The organism is Polyangium sorediatum, assembly GCF_029946465.1.
Taxonomy (GTDB): Bacteria; Myxococcota_A; Polyangia; order Polyangiales; family Polyangiaceae; genus Polyangium; species Polyangium fumosum.
Map to the genome: position 1 here is coordinate 17,477 of NZ_JARZHI010000003.1, position 18,632 is coordinate 36,108.

At 64.2% G+C, this 18,632-nt stretch carries 7 protein-coding genes; 1 reads left to right on the top strand and 6 read right to left on the bottom strand.

What is annotated here, in order from left to right; genetic code table 11:
• Positions 1-42: 42 nt before the first annotated feature.
• From QHF89_RS04285 to QHF89_RS04300, 4 genes are all read right to left on the bottom strand, one after another.
• On the bottom strand, positions 43-1,998 hold the full coding sequence (locus QHF89_RS04285) for a DUF2169 domain-containing protein (protein ID WP_136967376.1): 1,956 nt from the start codon (positions 1,996-1,998) through the stop codon (positions 43-45).
• A gap of 131 nt (positions 1,999-2,129) precedes the next feature.
• Positions 2,130-3,569, bottom strand: a complete 1,440-nt coding sequence (locus QHF89_RS04290; protein WP_136967375.1) for a hypothetical protein — start codon at positions 3,567-3,569, stop codon at positions 2,130-2,132.
• A 47-nt stretch (positions 3,570-3,616) separates the two neighbouring features.
• Positions 3,617-4,207 carry a hypothetical protein gene (locus QHF89_RS04295; RefSeq protein WP_136967374.1) on the bottom strand — a complete coding sequence of 197 codons (591 nt, stop codon included), beginning with the start codon at positions 4,205-4,207 and terminating at the stop codon, positions 3,617-3,619.
• Entirely contained in the window at positions 4,198-8,382 is a 4,185-nt protein-coding gene (locus tag QHF89_RS04300; RefSeq protein WP_136967373.1) for a DUF6531 domain-containing protein, read from the bottom strand. The genes QHF89_RS04295 and QHF89_RS04300 overlap by 10 nt, the downstream gene beginning before the upstream one ends.
• Positions 8,383-9,124: 742 nt before the next feature.
• Between QHF89_RS04300 and htpX the strand changes: the two genes are divergently transcribed.
• Positions 9,125-10,084 carry a protease HtpX gene (gene htpX, locus QHF89_RS04305; protein ID WP_136967372.1) on the top strand — a complete coding sequence of 320 codons (960 nt, stop codon included), beginning with the start codon at positions 9,125-9,127 and terminating at the stop codon, positions 10,082-10,084.
• 39 nt (positions 10,085-10,123) lie between these two features.
• On the opposite strand, the gene QHF89_RS04310 is transcribed toward htpX, so the two are convergent.
• The gene (locus tag QHF89_RS04310) at positions 10,124-15,283 is read right to left on the bottom strand and encodes an AAA family ATPase (protein WP_136967371.1); all 5,160 of its coding nucleotides are present in this window, start codon (positions 15,281-15,283) and stop codon (positions 10,124-10,126) included.
• Positions 15,284-15,594: 311 nt separating this feature from the next.
• Entirely contained in the window at positions 15,595-18,417 is a 2,823-nt protein-coding gene (locus tag QHF89_RS04315; protein ID WP_342763956.1) for a hypothetical protein, read from the bottom strand.
• Positions 18,418-18,632: the final 215 nt, after the last annotated feature.

Consider the following 18,632-nt stretch of genomic DNA (forward strand, 5'->3'; position numbering starts at 1 on the left):
GCGCATGTCCGCGATCGAGATAGCTGCTTCGGAAACCGCTTCCTACGCGCGTCGCGCCTCCCGCACCGCCTTCCTCGCCTCTTCCCCGAGCTTCATATCCTTCGCCACGCGCTTCGCCCACACGCGCACGATGGGCATCAGCGCTGGCTGCTGGATCTTCAGGGCGTCGAGCGCTTCCTTCGCGCCTCCTCGCTCCAAGGCCACGGAAATTCGAGCGTACTCCCCGACGGCGATCGGACCTCGAAGCTTCTCCACCTGCGCGACATACGCCCCATCATACGCGCCTCGCAGCACGCTCTTTCCTTTCTGCGGCTCCTCCTCGAGCGCCTTGTTCCAGCGCAGCTCATTCGCTTTCCATGCGCCCTCCTTCAAGCCATGCGCTTCGAGGATCTTCACACGCTCGCTTCTCCCCTCGGCGATCTCGGCCGCGATCGCCGCAGTCTTTTCGATCGTCAAATCGGCCGGCGGCTCCTCCGCTGCGGGGGGCGGCGCGGGTTTCTTCGGCTCTTCTTCCGCTTTCAGCTCGTTCGCTTGCTCTGCCTCGGGTGGAGGCGCTTTCGCAGGCGCCTCGGGCATCGCCGGCTTGGCCAAAGGCCCGATCATCGCGGGGGGCGCGATGACCGCGGGGCGCGGCGCTTCGAGGGGCCGATCGACTGCGACCTTCAGGCTCTTTTGCGTCGTCGGCGGCAGTTCGTCGAAAGGGACGGGGTCGACCGCCACAGATGCCGGCGGGGGAACGATCGGCGGCGGCGCGGCCGATTGAAAGGGAAGCACCGGGGCCGGGTTCTTCGTCCAAGGTCCGATCGTCCCCGTGCCGACCTCCTCGTCATGTTCGAGCCGAGAGGTCTCATGCCCCCCCATTTCGAAGATCGCCGGATCCGGCGGGCCCGCGGCGGGCATGAACGGCAGTGCTGGCCGCGCAGGCGCATTCGCGATCTTCGCGGTCGTCGGCACCGCCGTCAGGGTACTCTCGATATCTGCGCTCGCCTCCGGGCCCACCATCGTCACCATCACGGTCCCGGCCTCGTCGGGCTTCTCGAGCAGCACCACGCCGCGCCAAACGAGCGTCGCCAGGGCTCGATCGGTATCGATGCACAAGGTATCCGCACGGAGCCGGATCTCTTGTGCCTCTCCCGATTCACGCATCACGGCAACCTTCGGTTGCACCTTCGCGAGCTTCGTCGTGAGCCGCGGGTGGCTCGAATGCAGGTGCTCGAGCACGATCGTCTCATCGCCTCGAAACTCGGTGAGCTGTTGATCCGTCGGCGCTGCATTGAAATAAGCACCGTCGAAGTCCTCGAACAAGGGTCGCGTATTCCAGGTCCGCGGATCCCAGGTGCTCGCATAACGCCCGAGCAGCGACGCACGCGGATACGACGCGGGCGCGAGGGGACCGAAACCCATGGCTGGAACCGAATCCGCCGGTGTTCGCACCGTGAAACCTCGGGGCACGAGGCTCGGAACCGGCCTGAACCCACGCGCGTCCGGCGGCGCGTTCGGAGCGATCCCGGAAGGGTTGTTCGCGCCCCCCGCGGCTCGCTCCCAGACGAGCGGCGCTTTCAAAAAAGGCTCTCCGACGACGATTCGTCCGTCCATCGTAAAGGCGCGATCCGCATGCACTTCGATGGCTTTATCGATCGAGCCGACAGCGATTCGCGCTACGACCGAGGTCACGGGCGCGGCCGTCGGCGCGAAGGCGTGCCCGAGCACGAGCACCTCGGCGCGCCGCTTGAACGGGACGAGATCACTCGCGACTCGCAGGCTTCGCCGAGGATCGTCATTCCAGTGGACATCCGCCTGCGCTGGGTCTTCCTGCGTTTTCGCGAGTGGCGACTCGCCGGGCCCGAGCTCGAACGTCGCTTTGCAGACCACGGTCAACGCATGGGATCCCGGACGGGGTTGCCAAGGAAGCGCAGCGACGCGAAGCGGGCAGTAGGAGAGGACATCCATGACGCGAAGCATCGTACCACGGCCCAAGGCGGGCGTGGGCGCCGTCATGCAGACCTTCCTGAGGCTTGGGCGCTACATGCTCAGGGCCTCACGCGGAGGAAGGCGAGGTCTGGGTCATTGCCATCGGAAGAACCGGACGCCCGAAAAATCGCTCCAGACGCAGGATCTACCGTATCGCCTCATTCTTCAGCCTGTGCGGCTGTGTCCACGCCGACCTCCGCCCGCTCCATGGCGTCCGCCTGCGTGTACAGCGATTCCGCCTGCGCGTTCAGCCCGCGCTCTCGGCAAAGCGCCGCGAGGCGGCGCGCCGCCTCCGGTGCGCTCGAGACTTTGACCATCTCCTTTTCCGAACCCACCGCGACGCGGATCGCCTCGGAGAAGCACGAAATGGCCTGCGGCTCCGCCTTCACCTGCAATGCGAGCTGCGCCGCGAGCCTCCACGCCTCGATCGCGATCAGGGGCACGTTCGCCTTCTCGGCGCGCGTCGCGCACGCTGCATACTCGCGCGCAGCCTCTGGCAAACGCTGCTGCAACGACAGGAGGAGCGCGAGCGCGAGCCGCGCTTGCGCTTCCTGCAGACCGAGGTCGTGCCGTGTCGCAAGCTCGATCGCGGAGCGCAGCTCCGTCAAGGCGAGATCTCGCTGGTTGAGCCCCGAAAGGTAGCTGGCGAGCGATACCTGACAGATGACCGTCACCTCGGCGAGGCCCAACGAAGCGGCGAGATCGCGTGCATCACGCTGCATACGTATGGCGTCGACGCCTTTCCCCTCCTTCATCGCGAGTGCAGCGCCGAGCACGAGCCGCTGCAAATCGGGCGCCTTCGCTAGATATTCGGAGGAGAGGCCAGCCTCCTTGAGGGTCCGCTCCACGACCGCCGGATCGACCGGCGGAGGATCGTCGACGCGCCTGGGCGGGTTTACGCCACGAGGTGCCGCGCCTGCGAACGAGGGATTCGGCGCGTAGACGAGCGCCCGCAGGTCCTTGTCGTGCTGCTTGGGATCCGGGACGCAATCGCATTGGAGCCAATGCTTCGCGTCGAGCCGATCGAGCAGCGCGGGCCGTGGCTCCGCCGCATCGACGAGCAAGACCCAGCGACACGCCTTCATCGCAGGATCTTTGATGAGCAGCTCGATCTCATTCCCGAGCGCGTCCACCTCCTCCACGATCGTCGGCGCGAGCACGAGCACCAGACCCTCCAGCGGCGGGCGCAGCGCTGTCGCGACGGCCCCCGCCGCGCCTCGAAAAGGTGCCACGCGAGCCGTCCGAGCGCCAGCTTCCAGGTGCGCGAGCAGGCCCGCCTGCCCCGCCAGCGCGGACGCGGGCGCGCTGGGCATCTCGATACCCTCGTTCTTCAGGAAGGCGGCGCGACGATCCTCCCAATGTGCGAGCAATCGATGCGCGCGCACCTGCCAGCCCGAATCCGCACGGGTGTATGCCTCCTCGAAGAGGACCCACGCGCTTCGATTGTCGTGGTGAAACTCTAACCCCCCAAGGATCTTGAGCGCCGGTTTGCGCAGATCCGCGCTGGCCTTGACGACGAAGAGGTTCACCTCCTTCGCACGAACAAACCAGCTTCCATCCTCGAGGAGACGGTTCAGCGCGCTGGAAATGGCCTGCATGTCAACTCCATGTCGCGATCCGGACGGACCCCATCCCGGACAGCACATTACGACTCGGTGTCATCGTCCAACTTTCGACCCAGACGAAGGAACAGTCCATGCGCACCGAAGTCGGGATCGTCGTGTCGTGTCGTGAGCGGGAGCGCGGCCTCGAACAGCGCCCTCGCATCGATGCCTTGCTTTTGCATCTTCAAGTACTGCGGATAGATGACCCGGTGAAAGTCGCGGCTGCCCGCACGGGCGTCGTAGATCGCCGTGAGCGCGAGCGCGATGTCGAGATCCGCTTGATCCAAGGACTGCAGGAAGCGCTCGAGGTAGTCGTCGATGACGCCATCGAACTGCCAGACGACTCTGCGATGCGCTGCCAAGAGCGCCTGTGCGCGCTGGCGCCCTGCATCGTCGAGGCGATGCAAGTAGGCCTCCGCCATCTCGCGGGCGAGAGGATGCAGCAAGTCGGTCCGCTTACGCATCTCCGCCTTCCACGCCTCGCTGACCGGCCGGCCCGGCGCCGTGCCGGGCACCAGCGGATCCATTTTCGGAATCACAAGCGCTGTGTCGAGCGCAGCCATCTGATCGCTCCAGCGCGCAAAGAGCTCGTCCAGATCGCGCTCTTCCGTCGGCTCCCCTTTCATCGACATGGTGGCTCCATTCGCAGCGGATCCTTCTTATCGCCGAGCTTACCGACCAGCTTATACCCCGCTGCGATGAGCTGATCCATCTCGCGCCCGAACACCGACCTACCGTACATCTTGCTGCTGAGCAGCTCCTCGGTGGGCTCACTCGCGAGCCGAACCACGGCGTTATTGTCGATGAAGGCCTGCAACCACATGTCATTCACGAAGGTGTTCCAGTGGAAGCCCGTGGTGGGCGGCATCGGCAAGGACAGTTTCGCGAACCCTGGACCATTGTTCTTCAGGAATCTGTCGACGTCGCCGAAATCGCCGATGACAGGAATATCGGTGCTCTTGAGTATCTTGTTATACAAGTTGAACGCCTGGTTCTTGAAAGTGTCGCTCATCGGAGTGTCGACACCTTCACCCAGGTTCCAGGCATCCGCCCGCTTCATGAAGGCCATCCAATCAAGCGTCTCGAGCCCGAGCGGATCGCTGTACGCCCAAGGATTCGCAGGATAGCCGTACGGATTCGTGTTCCCGGCCAGGCCCAGCGGATCGCGCCGCGTGTAGTTGCCGGTGAACGCGTCGTAGTAGCGGAACCCATTATAGCAAAGCTCGGCGTCCGTGTCCTCGTATTGCCCCGGCCAGCGCCACGGACAATCGGCTGCAGTTCCCGCGCGGAGATCCACCTGCCCATAAATGTCGAGCTGGGCCTGCCAGGTGAGTCGACCGTGCTCGTCGTACATCTCCGTGGGATTGCCCATGTGATCGGCCGCGATCGACCAGAGCCGGTCGCCGCGCCGCTTCGCGACAGGCGCGGTATCGTGCGGGCTCCAGTACCACGATGTGAGGTCGTCGGCGCCGCGGCTCTCGTGCACCATGCGGCGCCCGTCCCAGAGATACCGGACCTCCTCGTCCACACGCCGACCCTCGCCGATTCGCACCTTTCGGGTGCGGCGGCCCAAGGCGTCGTACTGGTACTCGATGCGCTGTCCATCGGGCTTGTCGATCGCGCGCAACATGCCGCGTTCGTCATAGGCGAAGTTCCACGTCGCCCCGCCTGCGTCGATCCTGCGAATCCGCTGACCATTGGCGTCATGGACGTAGCTCGACTGCGAGGTATGGGTGAGCTGTCCATCGGCCGCATATTCCCGGTCCCGCCGATCGGCCTGGCGGTACACGTTCCCCTGCGCGTCGTGAGCCCGTTCGAGGATCCGCTCGCCGCGGCGCTCTCGCACGACGCGACCGCGACCGTCGTAATCGTAGTGTGTGGCCGCGCCACGGCGCACGTCTTCGAGCGTGACGAGACGGTCGTCGCCCTGCCAGTGCCACCGGCGTTCCTCGAGCACCTGCAGCCCGCCGCGCGCGTCGCCCTCGGCCGCGGGTACGGCCGCGACCGTGTACCTGCGGCACGCGCGGCCACGATCGTCACGTTGCCAGTTCAGCCCGATGTTGCCAGGCATGCGCCGTGTGATCTCGTGGCCGGACGCGTCACGCTCGATCTCAATGGCCGACGGGTCAGACCCCGGGCGCATCCCGAGCATCATCCGCCTGACCGATCCCCTGCGATCGCGCTCGACCTCCTGCAGCAGGCCGTACGAGCTCCGGACGCTCGTTCGCATGCCATCGGGACCGTATTGCGACTGCACCCAGCCGTCACCGCTGATCTCGCGGAGCGTACGGCCGAGCGCGTCGACTTCGAACCTCAGCGCGCTCGATTCATTGACCGCCTCCAGCAAGGCGCCGTCCGCCCGCCAGCTCAAGGTCGTGAACGTGCCATCCGAGTGCTGCATTCGCGTCACCCGGCCGACCTTGTCGTATTCGATGGAGCTTATGCGCTGCGCGGGGCTTTGCACGCCGACGATTCGGCCCGAGACATCGTGCTTGTACGACTGCACGCCCCCATCAGGCTTGCGCTCGCGAACCACGCGTCCCATCGGGTCACGATCGAATGCAGTCCGCCGTCCGGCCGCATCCACATGCGCGCGGAGCCGGCCTTCCGTATCGTACTCGAAGCGCCGGAGTTCACCCTCCTCTTCGCATGCAATCACGCGATGCGCCGCACCATAGCGCAGACGCACGGCGCGGCGGCCGTCCTCGATGGCTACGACGTTCCCCTCGGCATCATAGGTCCTTCGCTGCCGTTCGCCCGAGGGGCGCGAAAGCTCGACCAGCCGACCCTCCTGGTCATGGCGCAGCGAGACCGCTGCGCCGCCGACCTCGTGGATCCGCGTCTGGCGACCCTGCTGATCCCACGACAAATGCCTCTCGAAACCGCTGCCGTCCTTCACGACGCTCAGTTGTCCTTGCGCGTCGTGCTCGAACTCGACGACGCGCCTGCCGGGGCCCCGCACCCACGCCGGCAGGCCATTCGCCCAGCCAAACGTCGTCACCTGGCCCAGGGGATCGCTCGTCGCGATCTGCTGCCCCTGCTCGTCGTAACGCCACCGCCACACACCGCCAATCGGATCTTTGCCCTGGACGAGCAGATCTTTCGAATCGTACGTGAAACCGAGCTCCGACCCGTCTGGCCGGACGAGCTTGGTCATGTTGCCGCGCGCGTCGTACTCCATTGCCGTCACGCGGCCGGCGGCGTCGACCTTGCGCGTTCGCCGCATCGTAATCGAATCGTAGGCGAACTCGGTCGCTCCGCCCAGCGGATCTCGAATCTTCGTGACGAGCCCCGCGGCGTTCATCCGATATTCGGTCGTATGGCCGAGCGAATCGGTGACGAACGTGACGTGTTGCTTTTTGTCATAGGCGATCTTGTGATCGAAGACGCCGCCGTCTCCCCACGTTCGGGTGCACCATGCATCGGCGCCGAATCCATCCCATAGGAAGTACCAACTGAACCCGGTTCGGTCGGTCTCGCGCGTGAGCAGATGCGTGCAATACTCGAATCTCCAGCGGGCGCCGGTGGCGTCTTCCACCTCGACGAGGTCGCCGGCCTCGTCGTAGCGGTATCTACGGTGCGTCGTCCAGAGATCGCCCTGGGGACTCTGAAGCACGAGCGCCGTGATCCGCCTGGCGGCGTCGTGCTCGATGCGAATGTAGCGGCCCAAGGCATCTCGAACCCATTCGAGGCAGCCCCGGGCGTCATAGGAGAACACATTTCGATGATGACGCGTGCGATCGCGCATTGCGACGATACGGGCGGTCGGACCGAGCGCGCCGGGCTCGCCCTCATCGCCGGCGATCGGCGCGAACTCTCGAACGACGCCATCCTTCGCCTCGATTTCCCAGGCGTCGTCGGGGAGGCAGCGGAGCGTGAGGCCCTCGACGGGGTTGAAGATCGATTGGCCCGGCTCGATGCGATGACGGGGCCTATCGAAGCAGTCGAACTCGATCTCGCGCCCGTCCTCGCTGCGCAACACCACCTTGCCGCGTTCGCGCCACACCGCCTGGTCCAGCGAGAGGCTCCAACCGTTGCCCATCCGACCCGCTCGGTCGGCCCACGCCGACGAGTAGATGCGGTCTATCTGTAGCGGCAATGGGCTCGACAGCGCGAAGTCCACGTGTTCCGAGATCACCTTGCCCGACGCGACGTCGACCGGGTGCCCCGTGAAGAAACATACGGCGCGGTGAAGGAAGTTGCGGAACCGGCCGGGAGAGAGTCGCGATACCAGCGCGTGAAGCGAATCCGACATGAATCGCGTTCGCAGCGAGGCCATGACGGCAGCCATGATGTCCAGCGACATCGGCCCCCCGATGAGGATCGGCCGGCCTTTGGGCACCGCCAGGACGACGGACGACGGCAGCCGAATGGGCTCCGAGCAGCTCAGGAGGATGTCGCCGAACCGCACGGCATTGCTGCCCATCACCGACACCGTCTTGGAGCCGAAGATCGCAACGGCATCGTTATCGGGCGTGATCGGCTTGGGCGGCTTCAGCGTATCGCCGGGGCGGATGACCGGCTTCGGCGTTCTTGGGAACGGTGCCCAGAATACGCCCGGCGGGAACAGGATGTGTCCCGGAATGTGAATGGCTTCCGTGCCGGTGTTCGTCGCCGGGAAGAACCCCCAATAAAGGACGGGGCCCTGCACGGGTGCTCCGACCGCGAGCGCGAACGCGGCGCCGATCGCAAGACCGGCGGCGAGCCCGATCGGATCGAAGACGATCCCGGTGAATGGATTGGGAATCGGTACGGGGGTGGGCGCCGGCATGGGCACGAGCTCCCAGTGCACGTCGATGCCCAGCACCGGATCCAAAAAGCTACTCGCAAGCACGCGTCGCCTCGCTGGTTGTGAAGTGCTTGGCCTGCCCCTCTTCGAACTTCCGCTTCATCGCAAGCTCCACGGACTCGGCGTAGGTTATCCGACGTTCGTCGCAGGGAACAAGGCGAATCGTGCGCGCGATTCGGAGGCGGGGCAACAGTGCTGGCACAGAACCTGCTAGCACGATTCTGCCATCCACACGCAAGCTGCCCGCGACCTGGCGCGCGCCGAGCAGAGTGATCGGCTTGTGAAGAACACCCGCGCTCTCTCGTGGCATTCCTGCTCAAGGCCGCTCGCCAAGTTCTCGCTGTCGAGATGGAGTCGGCAGGCGTCTACCGCGGCGCCTCCGGTCGACAAGTGCCCGCCGTGGCCATTCGGGGCATCCGTGACGTCGTAGGGTTCAAACGTGCCCCTTACCTTCTCCACGGCACGAGTTCCGCCGCTGGAGGATAGATTCGTCCCGTGCGGCTCCAGCAGCGGCATCCATCCGTCCTCAAACAGGCAGCCTCGCCTGGCTTGAGCACCCAATCTTCCACGAGATTGGCGAGCGTACACCACACGTAAGGCCGCCTTTGCTCGCCTCCCGGGGTACGTCTCAGCGAACCAACGGTCTTTCCAATGCTGGTTCACGGAAGCTTCGGCGCCCTTCGCCGGTTTGCCGCTTGCACCCAGACGGAGGCGTCACAGATTTCCCGTACTAGTTTCGTGCGGATCGTGGAGATAACGAATGAAAGGAACATTCATCACCCGGATCGCCCTGTTCGTATTGACCAACCTGGCCGTCGTGGCCATGCTCGCCATCCTCGCCCAGATTTTCGGCCTCGAACGATTCCTCGTACAGCAAGGGGTGCGGATCAGCCTGCCAGGGCTTCTCGTCACGGCCGCGCTGATCGGCTTCGGCGGCTCGCTGATTTCGCTCTTCCTGTCGAAGACCATGGCCAAATGGAGCACCGGCGCGCACGTCGTCGACGTCCCGCGGACCGCCGAGGAAGCCTGGCTGGTGCAGACCGTCGAGCGGCTCGCGCGCGACGCAGGCATCGGGAGGCCCGAGGTCGCCATCTACGACAGCCAAGAGATGAACGCCTTCGCCACGGGAGCGCGGCGTAACAATGCCCTCGTGGCCGTCTCCACGGGCCTCTTGCGGAACATGCAGCGGAGCGAGGTCGAGGCCGTGCTCGGTCACGAGCTCGCGCACGTCGCCAATGGGGACATGGTCACGCTCACCCTCTTGCAGGGCGTGCTGAACACGTTCGTCATCTTCCTGAGCCGCGTCGTGGGCTTCCTCATCGACCGATTCTTGAGCCGTTCCGAGGACGGTGAGGAGCGAGGTCCGGGCATCGCCTACTTCGTGAGCAGCATCGTCCTGCAAATCGTCTTTGGCATCCTCGCGAGCTTGATCGTCGCCTGGTTCAGCCGGCGTCGCGAGTTCCGCGCGGATGACGGCGGCGCCGAGCTCGTCGGCAAGCAGGCCATGGCCCGCGCATTGAACAGGCTCCGCATGCAGCAAGGTGAGCCGAGCCTCTTGCCCGCCAGCATGCAGGCCTTCGGCATCCGCGGCGGCCGCATGATTGCCCTCCTCTCGAGCCACCCGCCCCTCGAAGACCGCATCTCGAGGCTCCTCTCCAAGGAAGGACGCACCCGCGACGAGCACCAGAAGCCCTACGTCCGGCGATCCCGCGTCATGTGAGTTCGCGCAAAGGATTCTCCTTTGCGCGGGAAAGTGTGGTCACCGCCCCCGGAGTCTCGGCGCAGGGGCAACGGCCGTCGCGCCGCGGACGCGCCGAAGAGCGTACTCCATCCCGCTCTGAAGCGTGCTCATTGTCACGAAGGACCGCAGATCGACGTCGAGCGAAATGAGCGTCTGTGCGTTCCGCGGAGCGATGCCCGTGATGAGCGTCTCTGCGCCGAGGAGCCGCAGCGCGCCCGCGACATCGATGAGCATTCGAGCGATATGGGTATCGACATCCTTCATCCCCGTGACATCGAGGATGACCACCCGCGCGCCTTGGCGCTGGGCGCCTTCGAGCGCGACAGCGAGGACCTGCGCGGCGCGTTCGCCATCCATGGTCCCGATGAGGGGAATGACGACGATCTCGCGCGTGATGGGCAAGAGCGGCGTCGACAGCTCCGCGAGCCTATCGCGCTGGGCCGCGATGATCTGCGCCTGAAGCGCCTCGCGCTGCTCCTCGACGACACGGCGCTGGGAGAGCTCGGTTTCGAGGCGGGCGTTTGCATCCGTGAGGTCACGATTGAGGTACCGCAGCTCCTCGGTCCTTCGCGCGACCTCGAGCTCGAGTCGCTCATTGGCGCGCTTGACCTCTTCATTGGCGGCGCGCGAGTTCTCGATGAGCCTTGCGATTTCAATGGCGATGGCGGCCTGCGAGGAGAGCAGGGTGAGGAGCTCGACGCGCGCCTCGTGAAAGACGCCTGCGATGGTACGATTCTCCAGATAAAGCACGCCGCTCAGCCTGCCTTGGTGCAGGAGCGGTAGGCACAGGATCGATCGTGGATTCTCGCGGAGAAGATACGAATCGTTCGCAAAGCGTTCGACGCTCTCCCTGTCGTCGAGTAGCACGGCCTCCTGTGTACGTGACACATAAAGGATGACACTCTTGGCGCATTCGACGGCGCTATCCAGCGGCTCCCCCTCGCCCACGTCGATGGTGCTGCTCCCCTCCCCGAGCCTCGCGACAATGGCAAACTGCCCGTCTCGCGCGAGGATCAATGCCCCGCGATCGGCGCCCGCGTTGCTGAGGACGAGCTGGGCGAGGCGATCGATGACCTTTGCGAGGTCAATCTCGCTCGCGATCTCCTGCGCGGCACGGACGACGAGCGCGGCGTCGCGGAGGCTGCCAGCGCCCGTCTTGCTGAGGAGGGTCCTGCCCAGCTCCGTGAGGCCCGATGTGTTCGTCGTCCCCGTTCTCGAGCTCGAACGCGTAATCTCACGGGCGGAGGGCCAGAGGTGCGATGACTCCGACTCGAGCGACGCGGCCTTGAGAGGAGCGCCCCAATGCAGGTATGCCCGGTATGCATTCCGCATATAGGCACCGGCGCCCGCGGTGATGCCGATGCTCACGAAAAACTTGCCGAAAAGCTCGTTGGCCATCGCCTCGAAGTGCGGGGCCTTGTTTTCATGGCAAAGCGCAATTGCGCTTTCGTAGCGCTGCATGGCGCCGGCGACATCGCCTTGCGTTCGTACCTCCTCGGCGTCGACGAGCGCCTTCAAATGCGCGAAGCTCTTCGGGGACCACGCCGAGAGATCTGCGATCTCCGCCCTGTATCTCGTGTAGAGTTCCTTGCGCCTTGCCGCCTCCTTGGGCTCCTCCGCCGGCGGTAGGACGAGGAGCAGGAGTGCTCGGAAGAACGGGTGAAGCTTCGGTTGAATCGTCCCACCCCCGAACATCAATGCACGCTCGGTAATCTCCGACGCCTCCCAGGCGTCCGCGTGTTTTCCGTGCACGAGGAGGACAAACGATTTCAACACACCGTAATGGACATTCGTGCTGCTGGGTTGCTGGCTTTGCAGATCACGAACAAAACTGTCCTCGTCGAAGTTGTCGTCGCTGAACGACGTCGCGTCCCGCGTCTTGCCCGCAAGGCATGCAATGCTTTGCCGAACAGCGGTCATGGCGGCGTTGTTGCGCTGGATCTTGGTGCGCCGCGCGATCGCTAGGTTCTTCTCGGCGAGGTCGAGGACATCCTCGATCTGATCCCCCGCGAAGAGGTTTGCCATCGTCCCGAGGAAGCAGGCGACGCCGAGCATGTGAAACTCGCCGGTCTCCAGGCAGCGTTGCCGCGTGACGGCGAACCTCTCCCCTACTTGGCGCATCGGATATCGCATATGCGCGCAACTGCTCGCGGCGAAGCCCAGCCTCGCGGTTTGCAGGGCGCTTGGAAACTTCGCGTTGATCGCCTCCGCCAGTTTGCAGAAGTCCATCCCTTCGTTCACGCGCCCGCGGATCGCTGCGAGCATGTAGCCGACGCAACTGTAGGGCAGCGCGACGAGCTCGGTATGACCATGCACGAGGGCGATGTTGACTGCCCTGAGATTGATGATGGAAAACGGAATCGCGCCGAGGTGGTGTGAGCCGTCGCCGATGGAGTCGAGGATCGAGAGGACCGCGCCAACCACAGGGTCCTTCACCTCCGGCGCGTCGATCACGTCCTCGATGCGGCGTCCGCGCAGGTTGGTCGTCACCTGGGCGAGCTCCGCCATCATCACCTGCGGCGACGTGATCTCTTCCATCCGCAGCGGGTGTCCGAGCAGGCCCAGCGTATCGAGGCCGATCCGGACGCCTTCCATGAATTGCCCGTGAGATATCTTGCCATATACGCGCTCCCTCTGGATCGTAGCTCGCTCGATATCGGTCTTCACCCGACGCCCGAGCTCCGCGAAGACGGCCTCGGCGTGTTCGGCGTCGCCGCTCAAAGATGCGCATTGCCCCGCGATCGTGTACAATGCGAGGCACAAATCATAAAGTTCATCCCAATCCCCGTCGCGGAGCAGGCCGATGCCCGCGCGTGCATACTCGGCGGACGCGTGGTAGGCTGTGGAAGCCTTGGCTTTTTGGGCGGCTCGCAGGTTGAGCGCCGCGAGGTCGACCCGTTCGGCATGACCATCCATGCGAGCGGCGCCGATATTGAGGTGGCGGACGAGCTCCAGGAGATGCTCATCCATGGACGCGCCTTTGATGTGCCGCTGGAGGAGGCGCCCGATGCCGAGATGGAGCGTTTCCCGCTGCTCCGGCGGAAGGAGAAGATATGCAGCTTGATGGACCCGATCGTGGACGAATCGATAACGGACGTCGAAGCGCGCCGCCGAGGCGCTCGCCTCCGAGCCGCCGAGCCCGGCCTCGAGATACCGGTAGTCACCGTCCAGAGAGACGATGAGCCCAGCCTTCATCGCGCCCCAAATCGCGGCGAGGATCTCATCGGACGGTTTGTTCGCGACGATGGCGAGCCATCCATAATCAAACGAATGGCCAATGCACGCCGCGAGCATGAGCACCTGCTGCGTCGCTGCCGGGAGCTCCTGCATGCTTTCGAGGAGCAGATCGACGACGTTGTCCGTCACGTTCGCCGCGCGGATGGTCTCGACCTTCCACGACCACGTGTACGTGGATGGGTCGAAGCGAAGGAGGTTTCGTTCGTTCAGCGTGACCAGAAACTGATGCGCAAAAAACGGGTTTCCGCGCGTCTTCTCGTACACCAGCTCCGCCAAGCTCTCGACCTCCTCGGGCCGGCTCGTGAGCGTGTCTGCGACGAGGTGGTGCAACGTCTCACGAGCGAGCGGCCCAAGCCGAAGTTCGGTGGCACGGAATCCGAATTTGCCGAGGTCCGCGATGAGCGAGAGGAGCGGATGGCCTGGCTCGACTTCGTTGTCCCTGTAGGCGCCGATGATCAGCAAGTGCTGGCTGAACGCGTCCGTCAGAAGAAGATGCAACAGTCGCCGTGAGGCCGGGTCCAACCATTGAAGGTCATCGAGGAAAAGGACGACGGGGTGCGCCGCGTTCGCGAAGACATGCAAAAAATCGAGGAGCGTCAGCTCGAAGCGGTTCTTGGCCTGATCCGGCGGCAGCTCCGGTACTTTGGGCAGGTCACCAACGACGAGCGCGAGCTCCGGGACGAGCTCGGTGAGCAGCGCGCCGTTGCCTTTGAGCGCGGAGAGGAGGTCCTCTTTCCATCGTGCGAGCGCCGCGGGTGGCTCCGTCAGGATCTCGCGCATCAATTCCCGAAACGCATGGACGACCGGCGCGAGCGGCACGTCGCGGGAGAGTTGATCGAATTTTCCAGAAATGAAATAGCCGCCATGCCGCGAGATGCTCTTGTGAATCTCGCGGACCAGCGCCGACTTGCCGATGCCGGAATAACCCGAGACGAGGACCAGCTCCGGGCCGCGCAGGCGGGCGCGCTCGAACGCCTGGAGGAGCGCTTCGATATCATGCTCTCGGCCGTACAGGCGCTGCGAGCGCCGCAGCTCGGGCGCCCTGTCCTTCGTATACAGAGGGAATGACTCGACGGAGCCGCGCTCCCTCCACTGCCGGAGACATTCGCCGAGGTCGAATGCGAGACCCGCGTCGCTCTGGTATCTTTCCTCAGGCGTCTTCGCGAGGAGCTTCATGACGATATCCGAGAGCGTCTCGGGCACGGACGGAGCCATCTCACGCGGCGGCACCGGGCTTCGTGTCAGGTGGGCCTGAAGAACGTCCTCGACCTCGCGGTCCGGGAAAGGCACATGTCCGACGAGCATTTCGTACAGAATCGCACCAAGCGAATAAAAATCCGACCGCGCGTCGACCGCGCGGTTCATCCGTCCCGTTTGTTCGGGTGAAACATAGAGAGGCGTGCCCTCCAGCGAGCGCGCGCTCGCTGGAGCACTGAGCTCGCGAGAGATGCGTGCCGATATCCCGAAATCAATAAGAAACACCTTCGAGGTGGACGGATCCACCAGAATGTTCCTCGGCGTGATATCCTTGTGGATGACGCGCCTTTCGTGGATCGCCGCGAGCGCGTCGCATACCGATATCGCGAGGACGAGGACGGTCTCGATCGAAAGCTTCTCGCCCTCGAGGATCTCGCGCAGCGTGGGGTGGCCGATGTCCGCCATCACGAGGCGCAGGCCGCGCCCGTGCTCCTCCAGCGCGAGTGCGTGGGGTGTATTGTCGAGCCCGAGATCGCGCAGGATCATGAATTCGCGCCGCAGCCTGGCGAGTTCTCGCGCACTCGGATAATCGTTCTTCGTCTGCTTCAGGATGACCTGCGCCGCGCTGTCGTGTTTCCGCGCCCGATACACGAACGTTTCGGCGCCTTCATAGACGGGCACCACGGACGTGTAACCGTCGAAAGCATCGGCTGCTGAGGCGGGAAAAGCGGACGGCGCGACCATGTGGCCTCCTCGGAGAAGCTTAGCTTTAAGGAGAGACCCTACCCGAGGTGGGGGCGCTTCTGCAAGGGTTCTCTTGCCGGGCCAAGCCCCCCAAAACGTGGATCTACGCCGGAAGTGCAGCGCTCGAACGTCTGCTCCTTCGATTCCACTTGAAATTACGCGACCTTGTACCTGTTCAAGCACACCACCCCACCGCTGGATGATCTCCAGGCCCAGCACGGCGTTGTGGATCCGAGAGATGGGTGCGTTGACGCTCGACGTGGACCCGCTGCCGGAGCGCTTCGCGTCCCTTGGTGCAGCGGCGCGTATGGTTATTCGTCGCCGTCCCGGATGCCGTCTTCGTCCCGGTCGATACCAATTCGCTCACCGGTTCCGGGAGGCACGCACGTAAATGTCAGCTCGCGCTGGAAGAAGTTGGCTAGGTTCAACAGCGCGGTCCTTGAAATCGTCCCGAACGACTGGTAGCTCGACACGAACTCATTCGCGCCCACATACAGGAAGCCGATCTCCTGCGCGAAGCGGGTCTTTCCGATCAGATCACATTCGCCTACATCGGCGCGTGCTACGAGGAAATTGAGGCGCACGTTCGCAGCGGCGCTGTTCTGGTTCGTGACGGTGACCTGCTGCCCGACGATCGGCGCCAGATTGCTGTCGAAGGCCAAGAGGAACTGTTCGACCTGCCTGCGCACCGGGTCGCCTGCCCCTGGAGGGCTCTCGTCGAAGCCGTTGGGAGAAACGGGGGGGCTGTTCGGGAACGAGGTCTGATCGTCGAACCCACGCGAGTTCATGAAGCGGAAGATCGTGTCTTCGGACCCGTCGTTCGTGAAGCCGAATCCGCGCACCTGATCACCCATGGGATCGTTATCCTTGGGGAAGATATTCGGCACCCTGGCCATACCGAACATACCAACCTTCTGGTAAAGGTTGCGGAGATGCGGAACTTTCAGGCTTTGTGGCTGCTCGTTGACGACGTATCCGCCCCCGGTACCAAAGAATCCCGGGATGGGCTCGCCGAACTCGGCGTTTGCGGTCGGGTCGAGCCTGTGGCACGTCTCGCAGGCACCGGCAAGGGCCCCACCCACCAGGAAGAAATGCTCGCGCCCCGCTTCCTGGTCCGGCGTAAACGAGTTATCTAGGTTCCGAATCGGGTTCGGGGGGTACATGATCTGGAGCGCGAAATCCGCGAAGGCCTCCATGTCGTCGTCGGGGATCGGCTCGCTACGGCCCAGCAAATCGACAAAACCGGCCTGGAATTGCCTGAACGCCTCACGTTCATCGAACGTCCCCTCGTTCGGCTGCGCACTCGGCTCGGCGTTGCCTCCGGTGCGATCACCTCGCCAATGCATGGGGCCATGGTTCGCCATTCCACGAAGGCTCTGCGTCGTCATCGGTCCCTTGAGCGCGGAGAAACCATCAAACGTCGGGAAAAACTTCGGGAACGGACTGGCTATCGGTCCCGGTAGGTCGCTCGTCGCGATGTCCGGGTTGCCGAGATTCCAGGCGAGGCTATCCATGTCGCCGAAGACGTGGCAGCTCGCGCAGGACGATTCCCCGTTGGCTGAGCTGAATCGGGCGTCGTACAGGTATTGCCGGCCCGCGACGACGCTCGGAGGCTCGGGGTTGTAGAGCGGGACGCGATCGAGGACGGACCTTGTCGTCGTGTTGACGATCGCGATCGAATTGTCGAACCGAGTGAGCACGTAGAGCCGCTTGTTGGACTCGTTGAGGACGAGGCCCGTCGGGCCGACAGGCTCGTCGCTGTCGTCGAGGACGATGTGGTTCGCAGCGCTCGGGATGAATGTGCCGTTCTCGAGCGCAGCCGTATCGAAGACACCGATCTTGCTGGAGCCGAGTGCCGCGACGTACAGCTTCGATCCATTGCTCGTGATGGCCATCCCTACGGGCGTGGCGAGACTCTTGTCATTTGCCGCGTTGGGCAGCGATGCGCAGCAAGAGTCATAATTGATATGCTTGTTGAGGTGGCGCGGCGTGACCGTACCATTCGACAGCACGGAGATACGAGCTTCATGCAGGTGACCCCGAACCGTCGACCCAGTGAAGATCCCCGGCCCCTCGAACCGCTGGAGGTTGTTCGCGTCGGTGTTCGTGACGTACACCTTCCCGTTCGCGGGGTTGACGATCATGTTGTAGAGGACCGTGCCCACGCCGGTATAAGAGCCCGCGGTCCCGGCGAACTGCGCGGGAGGGTTAGCCATGGCGTTGATGACGAACACGTCCTTGTCGGGGAGGGAGAGCCTCACGGCTGCATCCCAAGGTGTCCCGCTCTCGTCCACCCAGTGATTGCCGTCGTACTTCACGATCAACGCGGTCGGCGGCTGGGGTTCGCCGAGAGCATTCGTGTGCGGCGGCGGCATCCCGCCGTTGGCAAGGACGAGGTTCCTATGAATGCTCGTGGTGCGGTTGCCCGTATGAAAGCCGGCCGCGTAAACACGCTGCCCGTCCGGGCTCACCGCGAGTGCCCGCGGCGTGTCCGCAAAGAGACGGATGATGTTGAGGGGGACACCTCCGAGCGAGCTCGCCCCCAGGTTCGTCGCGTCGAACACCCAAACATCCGCGCGCCCAATGCCGGGCGTCGTGAGCTGGGGATCAAATGGAGCGTTCTGGCCGCGGTGGGCCGCGGTAATGAACGCCCGGCTACGGTTGGGGCCGCCGAACACAATGTCGCGAGGCTCGTCGCCGACGAGCAACGTACGGACGACGCGCGACGCAAAGGGGACCGTAACGTCCACCACGCTCACGCTGTCGGAAAGATGATTGACCACCCAAACCTCGTCGTTGTTTCGCGACGCGACAGCGACGGGCTCGAGTCCGACCGTTACAGATCCGACATGCAGCAGCCCCGACGGCGTGACATGGAATACCTCAAGCCGGTTATCAGGGGTGTTCACGGCATAGAGCCGCTGGCCGTTTTGTGAAAGCGCGAGAGGCCGGACTTGGCCGCTCTCGAAGAGTGTATAGGACGCCGCACGGGCAGAGCTCACCGACACCATCGCGCCCGACAGAGCTGCCGCAAAGGCAAGCCAGGGTTTGCCGCGGCGCCGTCGCGCCGGCATGAGGATGGCGTGATCGAGCCCGGAACCATGGAGCTCCCGCGCGTGGAGGTCGGTCGACATATCTCCCCTTTCAGCGATGAAGCAATCGCCCAAACTCGGACGAATGAATTTCAGCGAGACCGACGAGCCGGAGGTATCGATGGGTCCACATCCACGGACCCTCGCCCTTCCCCTCCTGCCGGTCGATCGGGGGCGCCTTCGGGCGCTCTTATAAAGTACCCGGTCCGTGTCAAATTTCAAGCTTATTTTGTGTGTGCCAACATGCGCATTAATGG

Coding starts and splice junctions, on each gene's coding strand:
- QHF89_RS04295 (WP_136967374.1), bottom strand. CDS start 4,207: ATGTCGATGAAAGGGGAGCCGACGGAAGAGCGCGATCTGGACGAGCTC.
- QHF89_RS04290 (WP_136967375.1), bottom strand. CDS start 3,569: ATGCAGGCCATTTCCAGCGCGCTGAACCGTCTCCTCGAGGATGGAAGC.
- QHF89_RS04310 (WP_136967371.1), bottom strand. CDS start 15,283: ATGGTCGCGCCGTCCGCTTTTCCCGCCTCAGCAGCCGATGCTTTCGAC.
- QHF89_RS04315 (WP_342763956.1), bottom strand. CDS start 18,417: ATGTCGACCGACCTCCACGCGCGGGAGCTCCATGGTTCCGGGCTCGAT.
- htpX (WP_136967372.1), top strand. CDS start 9,125: ATGAAAGGAACATTCATCACCCGGATCGCCCTGTTCGTATTGACCAAC.
- QHF89_RS04285 (WP_136967376.1), bottom strand. CDS start 1,998: ATGACGGCGCCCACGCCCGCCTTGGGCCGTGGTACGATGCTTCGCGTC.